This window comes from Corynebacterium callunae, assembly GCF_046592015.1.
Lineage (GTDB): Bacteria > Actinomycetota > Actinomycetes > Mycobacteriales > Mycobacteriaceae > Corynebacterium > Corynebacterium callunae_A.
This window is the reverse complement of the sequence record NZ_JAWVOB010000010.1, coordinates 83,658-95,001: the sequence shown is the minus strand read 5'-3', so window position 1 is coordinate 95,001 and position 11,344 is coordinate 83,658. Positions and strand designations below refer to the sequence as shown.

Annotated in this window: 8 protein-coding genes; 7 read left to right on the top strand and 1 reads right to left on the bottom strand. The window is 56.2% G+C overall.

Annotated features, from left to right (window positions below; genetic code table 11):
- Positions 1–2: 2 nt before the first annotated feature.
- A complete protein-coding gene (locus SFC07_RS11360; RefSeq protein ID WP_411208377.1) occupies positions 3–1,286 on the bottom strand; it encodes a DEAD/DEAH box helicase in 1,284 nt (427 codons plus the stop codon).
- A gap of 68 nt (positions 1,287–1,354) precedes the next feature.
- Between SFC07_RS11360 and SFC07_RS11355 the strand changes: the two genes are divergently transcribed.
- From SFC07_RS11355 to SFC07_RS11325, 7 genes are read left to right on the top strand one after another with little or no spacing between them, the layout of a single operon-like run.
- Entirely contained in the window at positions 1,355–1,582 is a 228-nt protein-coding gene (locus tag SFC07_RS11355) for a DUF3107 domain-containing protein (RefSeq protein ID WP_411208376.1), read from the top strand.
- Between the two features lie 18 nt (positions 1,583–1,600).
- Complete coding sequence (locus SFC07_RS11350) at positions 1,601–2,461, top strand: DUF3152 domain-containing protein (protein WP_411208375.1); 861 nt, start codon at positions 1,601–1,603, stop codon at positions 2,459–2,461.
- Between the two features lie 9 nt (positions 2,462–2,470).
- Complete coding sequence (locus SFC07_RS11345; protein WP_411208374.1) at positions 2,471–3,238, top strand: TIGR02569 family protein; 768 nt, start codon at positions 2,471–2,473, stop codon at positions 3,236–3,238.
- Between the two features lie 3 nt (positions 3,239–3,241).
- Positions 3,242–6,295 carry a PD-(D/E)XK nuclease family protein gene (locus SFC07_RS11340; RefSeq protein WP_411208373.1) on the top strand — a complete coding sequence of 1,018 codons (3,054 nt, stop codon included), beginning with the start codon at positions 3,242–3,244 and terminating at the stop codon, positions 6,293–6,295.
- On the top strand, positions 6,288–9,530 hold the full coding sequence (locus SFC07_RS11335; RefSeq protein ID WP_411208371.1) for an ATP-dependent helicase: 3,243 nt from the start codon (positions 6,288–6,290) through the stop codon (positions 9,528–9,530). Before SFC07_RS11340 ends, SFC07_RS11335 begins: the two co-directional genes overlap by 8 nt.
- Before the next feature lie 13 nt (positions 9,531–9,543).
- A complete protein-coding gene (locus tag SFC07_RS11330) occupies positions 9,544–10,602 on the top strand; it encodes a potassium channel family protein (RefSeq protein WP_411208369.1) in 1,059 nt (352 codons plus the stop codon).
- The gene (locus tag SFC07_RS11325; RefSeq protein WP_411208367.1) at positions 10,602–11,321 is read left to right on the top strand and encodes an NUDIX domain-containing protein; all 720 of its coding nucleotides are present in this window, start codon (positions 10,602–10,604) and stop codon (positions 11,319–11,321) included. Before SFC07_RS11330 ends, SFC07_RS11325 begins: the two co-directional genes overlap by 1 nt.
- The last annotated feature ends 23 nt before the right edge of the window (positions 11,322–11,344 follow it).

Here is an 11,344-nt window from a genome sequence, read left to right as displayed (position 1 = left end):
CTTTAACTCCGATCGCGGGAACGTCGTTGATGGGTACGTGGAACAGATCCTCCCAAGACTTTTTGCGCCGGACCGACGCGCTCGGTGGCGCCCTCAGGGATATCCAATGCCTCAAAAAGTTCAGGTGAGGTGGAGAACCACTTTGGCGGATTGGGCTGGCCCAGCTCTAGCTCGTCGTCGATGGCGCCCCATTTAAGCAGTTCATCATAGCCCACGAGGGTTACCGCAATGCCCTTGTGGCCAGCACGTCCGGTGCGTCCAATGCGGTGCACATAGGTCATGGGATCATCAGGGGTTTGAAAATTGATCACGTGCGTAATGCCGTCGATATCAATGCCGCGCGCAGCAACGTCAGTGGCAACCAAGATGTCGATCTTGCCGGTGCGGAAAGCATTAAGTGACTTTTCGCGGGCAGGTTGACCCATATCACCATGGACAGCTCCGACGGAGAATCCGCGAGCCCCAAGATCTTCGGCAACCTGGGCAGCAGTGCGCTTGGTGCGGGCAAAGATAATGGTTTTGCCGCGATCTTTAGCCTGCAAAATGCGTGCAGTAATAGCCTCTTTGTCCATTTGATGCGCTTGGAAAACCACCTGGCGGGTGGTTTTGTGCACGGCGGAGGAATCAGCAGTTTCCGCCCGAATATGTACTGGCTTATGCAGGAAGCTGCGTGCCAAAGTCAGAATGGGGCCGGGCATGGTGGCAGAAAACAGCATGGTTTGGTGCTTGTGGGTGAGTGCTGTCATCAGCTTTTCAATATCGGGCAAAAAGCCCAGATCGAGCATTTCATCGGCCTCGTCCAACACCAAGATCGCTACCTGGTCCAGCTGCAGTGCACCACGCTTGTACAGATCAAGCAGACGGCCAGGCGTGCCGACCACAATATCGACACCCACCTTGAGAGCATCGATCTGTTCTTCATAAGGAGTTCCACCATAAAAGGTGAAAATCTTTAGTGGTAGGTTCGTGGCAGCGCGCTCGAGATCATCGCCAACCTGCATCGCTAATTCGCGGGTGGGCACGATGACTAATGCACGAGGGGTGCCATCGATTTCTGCCACATCGGCGGAGTCAAAAACACGATCGAGAAGTGGTACACCAAAACCATAGGTTTTGCCCATACCAGTGCGCGCTTGGCCGATGAGGTCTTTGCCATCTAGCGCGATGGGAAGGGTGTACTCCTGGATCGCGAAAGTGTGAGTAATACCGAGAGCTGCAAGTGCGTCGGTGATTTCCACGGCGACGCCGAGCTCAGTGAACGTAGGTCTGGGGCTTTCAGAAGACACAACTTAGATACTATCGTTGCAAGGTTACAATAGGGCTATTCCACTTAAACGATTCTTTAAGGAGAAACATGGATATCAAGGTCGGATTCACAGATTCCGCACGTGAGCTCGTTATTTCTGCTAATTTGCAGCAGGAAGAAGTAGCCGCAAAGGTCTCCGAAGCTTTGGCTAATGATGCCGGAGTTTTGGAGCTCAATGATGAAAAGGGTCGTCTTTACATCATTCGCAATAGCCGCATTGCCTACGTTGAGGTAGGCACCAACACTCCACGTACTGTCGGCTTCGCCGGCGCATAAAGGCGGGTTTTTAAGGCAGTGTCACAGGAACCGTTTTTGGTCCGTTTTGCGCGGGACTATGGCTGGCGTGCCTACGCCATCCCTGTCTTGACCGTGTTAACGGTCTGGGTGCTTTTCGACGTGTTCTCGGCCGACCAGCCCGCCACCGGGGTGAGTGCCGCGTCGACAAGCGTAGTTAAAACGCCGGACCGGGGCTCCGGGCCGGACCCTGCGCAGGTGCAGACTATGGACGTTCCGCTGACGGAATTGCCACCTGGCGGTGCTTTTACCCAAAGCGGTGATGGCACATATCGCCAGGTGGGAACGGCTTTGCCGCGAGTGGGGCAGGGACTGGAACGCACTTTCACTTATGTGGTTGAGATTGAAAATGGCGTAAATACCAGCGCCTATGGTGGCGATGATGCCTTTGTGGCGGCCGTTGATGCCACCCTGTCAGACCCGAAGAGCTGGACCGCAGATCCGCAATTTGCCTTTGAGCATGTCAGTGGCGATGTGGAACCAGATCTGCGCATTCAGTTAACCTCGCTGGATACTACGCACAGTCTCTGCGGCAATGATATTGAGATGGAAACCAGCTGTTTTTATTCTGACGGCGGCCGCGTGATGATCAATGAATCACGGTGGATTCGTGGAGCTGCGCCATTTGCCGGCGATCTGGGTTCTTATCGGCAATACTTGATTAATCACGAAGTTGGCCACGGTTTGGGATATGCCGCCCACGATGTGTGTTCCGCAGATGGCGATCTCGCACCGATTATGATGCAGCAGACTTTGAGTCTCAACAATTCTGAACTTTTTCAGATCGACCCATCCGAGGTTTATCCGGATGATAACGCCACCTGCCGGTTCAACCCGTGGCCCTATCCGCGCGGATTTTAGAGGAGAATAATGTCAGAGTCAGATCAGTTGCCCGACCATGTCCGCGATGCCTTCCAAGTAGGCGCCGGACCAGCCGAGCAACTTAGCGAGGCTTGGGATTATGGATTCCGCGTCGGCAACACCGTTTTTTCCAAGGTGCTCAGCCCTGAAACCGCGGCCTGGTCGTCCAAAACCCGCGAAGGACTCAAACCCGAAGGCGTGCGCGTCGTGCGCCCGATCCGTTCGACCGACGGCCGGTTTGTGGTTGCGGGGTGGCGCGCATCGGTGTTCTCAACGGGCACCGTTGCCAAGCGTGTCGACGAAACCGTGGTGGCGGCCCTGCGTCTGGCCGATGCTCTCTTTAAGTCCCACGCCCCAGAACCGGTGGATAATGTTTTCCATCGCGCCGATCTGCGTGCCTGGGAAGAACAGCCAGGGCAGATTGGTCAGCTCCTGCGCCCCATCGATCGGGTGAATCAGGTTGGACATGCCGATATGTTGGCAACCACCTTGTTCTCCGGAACTCAGCCACCAGCAGTAACCGATCTGGTGCCAGTGTTGCGACCACATGGTTTCACCGCAGCCTTGGTGATTGTTGATGGTTTGCTTTTGGGTGCTGTTGACGAAGGCATCCTGGGCCGTTTTGCGCATTTGCCAGATATTGAATCGCTATTGCTGCGCGCATTTTTATTCCGACGCAATATTCAAGAGCTCTCTGAGAACAACGATCCGAATGTCATTTCGAACCTAAATAGGGTAGAGAACACGCTTGTGTCCTATGTTTCTGACAAACTTTGAGGTATGTCGGAATATCAACCCCCAATTCCAGCCGATCCCCAAGTTCATCTTGTTAAGGCTACTTCCAAGCTTCGCCCTCGTTCCTGGGAGGGCGAAGCTTCCCATTTAGTCCACAAAGGCACTGGTCGCTGGCGTGTCACCGGCACCGCTGGCGCAGGTGTGAGCTCCCTGCTTATCGATACCGTCATCGAGCGCATCAAGCAGGGATGGGATCCTTCATCGCTGTTGATTATCGCTACCTCCAAAGAGGCTGCGAGTCGTTTGAGACGAGAGATCTCAGAGCTGGTGTCTCAGATGGACTATGTCTCCCAAGGCCCCTTGGTGCGATCGGTGCACTCTCTCGCCTTTGCGCTAATTCGAGATGCCGCCGATGAAGATGTGCGTCTGATTACCGGTGCGGAACAAGATGCGGTGATTCGTGAATTGCTGCGCGGCCAAGCTGAAGACGGCCGTGGCGATTGGCCACCGGAGCAACGCGAGGGACTGCGGATGGTGGGATTTGCCCGCCAGCTGCGCGATTTCCTCCTCCGCGCAGTTGAACGCGGCGTCGGTCCAGCAGAGCTACAAACTTTGGGCACAGAGTACAAACGTCAGAATTGGCGCGCGGCTGGACAATTCCTCCAGGAATATAAGCAGGTGATGGGCCTTGCTGGTTCACATAGCTATTCCGCATCGGAATTGGTGACAGCAGCGCTCGCAGGTCCCGAGCCACAGCAGATGTATCGCGGTGTGTTTGTAGATGACGCCCAGCATCTCGACCCCAAATCTGCAGAACTTATTAGCCAGTTTTTGCCCAGCGCTGAGCTGGCGGTTATCGCTGGCGATCCGCAGCAGTCGATATTCCATTTCCGTGGCGCCAATCCAGAATTTCTAAAAAAGGTCCCCGTTGACCATGAATTGCTTCTGGAGCAATCGCGGCGGGAGTCGTCGACAAGCGTTATTGTGGCAGAAACCGAAACCGCGCACGCCAACCTCATTGCTGACACCGTGCGCCGTGCGCACCTGATTGATGGCGTGGCGTGGTCGGAGATCGCGGTGATTGTGCGCTCGGCCGGCATGATTACGCCGATGCGTCGCCTCCTGCTTGCAGCCGGCGTGCCGGTGCAGATTAGCCCGACCGATGTGGTGCTATCCGAACAACGCATCGTTGCTGCCATGATTTCGGGGCTGCGCGCGCTCACAGAAGAGCTGCTGCCGATGGAGCTGGAAGATCTGCTGCTCGGGCCGATCGGTGGTGCCGATCCGGTGACTCTGCGCCGACTGCTGCGCGGTTTGCGCCAAGCTGAGATGAAAACTGGCGGGCATCGGCGCGCCATTGATGTGCTACGCGAGCTCATTTCTGCACATCAGCTTGAGAACACCGATCTGCTGACTTACCTCACTGAGCGCGAGCTGGGGCTGTTGGAGCGCGTGCGCACCGTGCTGCGCGCCGGACGCCAGGCGTTGAAAGATCAAGGCAGCATTGAAGAGGTGCTGTGGGCAGTATGGGCGGCCACCGATCTCTCCAACGCACTGTCGGCAGCCAGCCTGCGTGGTGGCGCCGCGGGCTCCCAGGCTGATCGCGATTTGGATGCCATGATGGCGCTTTTCGACGCCGCCGGCGACTACGTTGAGCGCTACCCGGCGGCGGGGTTACGCAGTTTTATCCTCCATATTTCAGAGCAGGAGCTGCCCACCGGTGTGCGCGAACGCCGCGGTGTCAGCCCCGACGCGGTGGAAATTCTCACCGCGCACTCCACGACCGGCCGCGAATGGCAACGCGTTATTGTTGCCGGAGTCCAGGAGGGAAGTTGGCCAGCCTTGGGTGAAACTGGCACCCTGCTGGAGCAAGAGGAATTTGTTGATCTTGTTGATGCCGGAATCGAACCCGATATCATCATTTCGCGATCCGCCGATCGTCTCGCCGAGGAAAAGCGCCTCTTTTATGTGGCAACAACCCGCGCCACCGACACCTTGCTGGTCACCGCTGTCGGTTCACCTTCCGACGATGACCTCAGCGAGCCTTCGCGGTTTTTGGAGCTGTTGAGAACACCGATCGACACTTTCGAGGATGAAGATCGCGCGCCTCTAGCCGAGCCCCAGGAAATCGGCCACCGCCTGCTCTCTGTTCCCGCTTTGGTTGCCGAGCTGCGCCGCGTGGTGTGCGATCCCACCGACCCGCGCCGCAAACAGGCCGCCCGCCAGCTATCCCGTTTGGCAGAAGCCGGAATCCCCGGCGCGGACCCTGCCGAGTGGACGCAGCTGCGCACTCCTTCTACCTCCGAGGTGCTGGCTGAGGGCCCGGTTTCGCTATCGCCCTCGCGCATTGAGGCCTTGCTTAATTGTCCGTTGCGCGCGGTGCTCGATCGTCTGGACTCTGAGGAGGAAACGCCGATCGCGATGATCAAGGGCACCCTCGTGCACGCATTTGCCGAGGCTGTGGCCGGTGGCGTGGACGCCACCGTGGCCGCTGACAAGGTCACCGAGGCCTACATGCAGGCCGCTAACGCACCAAGTTGGCAGCAAGAGAGCACCGAAAGTGCTTTTCGACGCATCCTCACGCGCACTCACACCTGGTTGGAAACTTCCCGTGCTGTGTTTACAGAGGTAGGCGCCGAAATGGATGTCTCTGTCGCCATCGATGAGAATATCCGCATCCGCGGCCGTATGGACCGCCTCGAGCGGAATAAAGATGGGGAATTGGTGATCGTTGATCTCAAGACCGGCAAAACTCAGATTACTGAGGCTGATGTTGCCGAACACCCCCAGCTTTTTGCCTATCAGCTCGCACTATCCCGCGGTGTTATCGATGGCGATCGCATTGTTGATGGTGAGAATCCAGAACCTGTGGGTGGTGGAGTGTTGGTTTATCCAGCTTCCACCACTAAATCAATCGGGACGCGCACCCAAGCACCAAAGACTGCAGAAGAGCTTGATGAGTTCGCAGCCTTGTTGCCGGGGCTTGCCGAACATTTGCGAGGCCCCAATCTGCTCGCTCGAATTAACCCCACCTGTGCAAATTGCTCTGTGCGTAGTTTGTGCCCTGTGCAACCGGAAGGACAAATGATCAATGGATAAGATCTCTCCACGTCTGCTATCAAAATATCTCGGCCAGGAACATGCACCCACCGAGCAGCAGGCCGCCATTGTCGGCGCCGAACCAGGACCCCTATTAGTGGTGGCAGGCGCCGGAGCTGGCAAAACTGAGACCATGGCTGCGCGCGTGGTGTGGCTGGTTGCCAATGGTTATGCCACCCCAGACCAGGTTTTAGGATTGACCTTTACCCGCAAAGCAGCGCAGCAGCTTTCTCAAAGAATCAGAAAGCGTTTGGAAGTCCTGGCAGGTATCCCGCGCCTAGATGAAATTGATCCAACAGGTCAGCTGAAGAAGAACCTGCAGGCCATTACCCCAACGGTGTCTACCTACGACTCCTATGCGGGCACGCTTATTAGAGAATACGGATTGCTGCTCCCTGTCGAGCCCTCTGCGCGTTTGATTACCCAAACCGAGCTTTATCACATCGCCCGCGGGGTGGTGGATAACTATCGCGGCGAACTCATGGCCACTCAAACCCCGGCCACTGTTACTGAATATCTCTTGGGCTTGGTCAGTGAGATGGACAATCACATGGTCACCGCCGAAGACATCCTCGAGGAATCTGAGCCTTTCATTAGGCTTTTTGAGGAGCTACCAAAGGCGCCACGCCAAAAAAATGAACTTAATAAGGATCTTTCCGATTGGCGAGACACCCAGATCACTCGTCTCCAGTACCTGCCGTTGGTCAAGCAGCTAAAACAAGAACTGCATGAGCGTGCCGTTATTACCTTTGGTGAACAGATGTCCAAGGCCGCCCGTCTTGCTTCGCTGCATCCCCAGGTGGGCTATTCCCAGCGTCGTCGATTCCGCGTGGTGATGTTGGATGAATACCAGGACACCAGCCACTCTCAGCGCGTGTTATTGCGCAGCCTTTTTGGTGGCACCGATCCAGGTTTGACAGTTACTGCCGTGGGTGATCCCATGCAGGCAATTTATGGATGGCGTGGTGCAACTGCCGCCAACTTGGAGAACTTTGTTGAAGATTTCCCCGTCATCACCCTTGATGGAAATACCAAAGCTCCCAAAAATGAGTTGACCACCAGTTGGCGCAATCCGCCAGAGGTACTCACCCTGGCCAATGCGGTATCCCGCGAAGTGTTGGGGCCACCGGAATCGCCGACTCGTACGGTGCAGCCACTTAACTCCCGCGATGGCGCGCCTCAAGGCGATGTCTCCATCGCGTGGTTCGATACCGCTGCCAAAGAACGCAGCTTTGTTGCCGATCAGTTGGAAAAGCATTGGAATGCCCGCGAGGGAGAGGGCTCATTTACCGCGGCGGTGTTGGTGCGCAAGCGTCGCCATTCTGCGCCCATTGCAGAGGAGCTACTTAAACGAGGCATCCCGGTGGAAGTGGTCGGACTTTCTGGACTTCTTGATGTGCCAGAGATCGCCGATCTGGTTGCTATCGCCACCATGATGGTTCGCCCACAGGATAATCGCGCAGCGCTGCGCATTTTGGGCGGCCCGCATGTGGGCTTGGGCATTAAAGATATGCAGCGACTCCAAGAACGCGCGCGCAATCTTGCCGGACGCGTGACTCGCGAACGTCGCCAAAAAGAAGCAGATCCACTTGCGGAACTTGAAGCGATTATTGATGAAGTCTCCACTTCTGAGCCAGAAGCTGTGGTGGGCTTGAGTGATGCGATCTCGGATCTCGGAGAACCAGAGCGCTATAGCGCCGAGGGCCTGTTGCGATTAAGGCGCCTGTCTGCACAGTTGCGTTATTTGCGCACTCATAGTTTGGCGCGATCGGTGGCGGATATCTTTGCCGATATTGAGGAAGTGTTTAATATCCGCACCGAGGTGCTGGCTCGCGAAGATCCTCATGCCGATGGCGCGACCGGCACGGTGCACCTAGATAAGTTCGCTGCCGAAGTGGCCCAACATTCCAGCCTGAATTTGCCACAACTTTTGGACTACTTTGATTTGGCTCGTAGCCAAGAAGATGGCTTGGAACCCGGCGAAGTTACGGTGCGCAGTGATAGAGTCCAAATCTTGACGGCCCACAAGGCCAAGGGGTTGGAGTGGGAGATCGTCTCGGTGCTGCATGCCGATGCGGGAACCTATGAGGCAAAGCCCACAACCTGGCTGACCAATATCCCCTCCATTCCATCCTCGCTGCGTGGCGATGCGGGTACCGGCGTGCCGGAATTAAATACTGCGGTGGAGGATCGTAAAGAACTCGAGATCGCGGGTAAGGAATATAAAGCGGAGGTAAAACAGGGCCTCGCAGAGGAAAACTCTCGCCTCTTCTACGTCGGCATCACTCGCAGCGAGCGCGTATTGATGGTTACCGGATCCGCAGTTGATGAAAGTGGTGCCAAAACTCCGAAGAAACCCTATGAGCATTTGGAGATCCTGCGCGCTAAAGCACCAGAGGCCGTAGTCGAGTGGTGGGAAGGCGAAACTGACGACGTCGAAAAGCCCCTGCCAGCGGAGGGCACCTACCCGCACGCGAGCACCCACCCCGCGGTGGAAGCTGGAGCCGCGCTGGTGCGCGGCGAACGTGTGCCGCCCAACACCGAGGGCGGCCTGGAGAGCTTGTGGGAAAAAGAGGTTACAGCGCTTATCGACGAACACCGCAGGCTTTCGGCACCCTCGCTGGAGGTCGAAATTTCGCGTGAGTTAACGGCAACTGATCTCGTTGCTCTCAAGAACAACCCGGAGCAATTTGCCCGTCGCCTGCGCCGGCCGGTTCCTTTTAAGCCCAACACCTATGCCAAGCGCGGTACGCAATTCCACCAATGGCTTGAAGATCGCTTTGGCGCGACCTCCTTATTGGACGAGGATGAGCTGCCAGGCATCGGTGAGGAGATCTCCGATCGCACCTTTGACGAATTGCGTGAGGCGTTTATCGCATCTGAATGGGAAGCGCGCACACCGGAATTTGTGGAGCATCCTTTTGAAGTGGTGATCGGTGAGCACGTGATCCGTGGCCGCATGGATGCAGTGTTCCGCAACCCCGATGGCAGCTGGATGGTGGTGGACTGGAAGACTGGACATCCACCGACCGGCAAAGAAATGGAAGCAGCTATTATCCAGCTCGCGGTCTACCGCATTGCGTGGGCACAATTGCAGCACCTTGATCCGGAGGAAGTTCGCGCAGCGTTCCACTATGTGGCTCATAATCACACCTTTGAGCCACGCAATCTGCCGACTTCTGAAGCCTTGGCTGCTTTATTGTCTGGGGAAAGGCCTAAGATCAATCAGGAATGAAAGGATGGTGAAGATGGGTAGTGCAAAAAAAGATGGCGAACTCGCAGATCTTCCCGATCATGCTCTGCTGAGTATTATCCGCATCCCCGAGGCTGAAAAACTCAGCCCTTGGTGGTTGATTTTGCGTCGAGTTGGCTATGCCATGGTGCTGTTGATCTTTATTACCTGCGTGGTCTACTTTGACCGCGAAGGTTATTCCGAGGACCTCACCCTCATCGACGCCCTATATTACTCAACAGTCTCGCTCACCACAGTGGGCTATGGCGATATCACACCCGTCACCCAGACTGCTCGTCTGATAAATATCATCGTTCTTACCCCGGCCCGCATCGGATTCCTGATCCTCTTGGTCGGTACAACCTTGTCGGTGCTTACTGAAGAAACTCGCCGGGCCCTGCAAATTCAGCGTTGGAGAAAACGAATGCGCAATCACACTGTCGTTGTAGGTTATGGCACCAAGGGTCGCTCTGCCGTGGCCGCCTTGCTTGCCGACGGCGTACCGGCAAATCAGATCGTTGTTATTGATACTGATCAGACCTCTCTCGATGCAGCCAATAACAGTGGTTTGGTCACTGTTAAAGGTTCTGCCACCAAAGCAGATGTGTTGCGTCTAGCAGGTGTATCTCGTGCGCGCGCTGTTGTAGTGGCTCCCAACCTGGATGACACCGCAGTGCTGGTCACGCTTTCAGTAAGGGAAATCGCGCCTCGTGCCATGATCGTGGCCAGTGTCCGCGAATCTGAGAACCAGCATCTGCTGGAACAATCCGGTGCCGATTCCGTAGTTATTTCCTCTGAGACCGCTGGTCGTATGTTGGGACTGGCAACTGTAACCCCATCGGTGGTGGAGATGATGGAAGATCTGCTCTCTCCAGATGAAGGATTCTCCATTGCCGAACGCCCCGTGGGTGAAGATGAAGTGGGCTCCAATCCGCGTCACCTCGCCGATATCGTTTTAGGTGTGGTGCGCTCCGGTGAGCTTTATCGAATCGATTCCCCCGAAGCAGAAACAGTAGAGCCAGGCGATCGCCTGCTTTATGTGCGCCGAGTTTTTAGTGAGGATGTTAAAGACTAATGCGAATTCTTCCCATCGGCCCGGGGGATGAGATCGCTGTTCTCAACGGCGCAGCGGTGTTCGTCGAAAAGCACCCCGGTGAGGTTGTCCCTGTTGCCCCCGACCTGGGGGCGGTGCGGGTAAGCTTGGCTGAGATTGAGGCGCTGGGGCAGGCGCGGGCGCCGCGTGAGATTCGCGATCGCGATGTAGCGGCCTGTGTGTCGATTTTGCGCAATCGCGAGTTGGTGCGATTTGATCCTTTTGATGGCAGCGAGTTGAGCTATCACGAACCCGGTGTTGCCTATGGCGCGAGTGGGCGTCCGCATTTTCCGCGTTTGGACCCAGCTGTGATTGGGCTCGTGGAATTACGCGGCGAGGATCGTTTGTTGTTGGGAATGAATGCAGCTCGACGCATTCGTTATTCTTTGATTGCTGGATATGTCTCGCACGGTGAGTCGATTGAAGAGGCATTTGCGCGCGAGGTTTTTGAAGAAGCTGCTCGACGAGTAACTGAGATTTCCTATGTGGCAAGTCAACCCTGGCCGGTGTCGGGATCGCTGATGTTGGGCATGCGTGGGGTGACTGAAGATGAGTTGCCTCAAGGCGAAACCGATGGCGAGCTCGCGCAGACGATCTGGGCGAGTCCGCTTGAGATTATCGATAATAAGATTCCGTTGGCGCCTCCGGGATCCATTGCCCATGACATGATCCATGCCTGGGCTCGAAGCAAGCAATCCTAAACAGCTAGCGACGCTAGCAACGT

What these genes read in the sequence shown, in the direction of transcription:
- SFC07_RS11355 (WP_411208376.1), top strand. Translation starts at nt 1,355, where the DNA reads ATGGATATCAAGGTCGGATTCACAGATTCCGCACGTGAGCTCGTTATT.
- SFC07_RS11345 (WP_411208374.1), top strand. Translation starts at nt 2,471, where the DNA reads ATGTCAGAGTCAGATCAGTTGCCCGACCATGTCCGCGATGCCTTCCAA.
- SFC07_RS11340 (WP_411208373.1), top strand. Translation starts at nt 3,242, where the DNA reads ATGTCGGAATATCAACCCCCAATTCCAGCCGATCCCCAAGTTCATCTT.
- SFC07_RS11335 (WP_411208371.1), top strand. Translation starts at nt 6,288, where the DNA reads ATGGATAAGATCTCTCCACGTCTGCTATCAAAATATCTCGGCCAGGAA.
- SFC07_RS11330 (WP_411208369.1), top strand. Translation starts at nt 9,544, where the DNA reads ATGGGTAGTGCAAAAAAAGATGGCGAACTCGCAGATCTTCCCGATCAT.
- SFC07_RS11325 (WP_411208367.1), top strand. Translation starts at nt 10,602, where the DNA reads ATGCGAATTCTTCCCATCGGCCCGGGGGATGAGATCGCTGTTCTCAAC.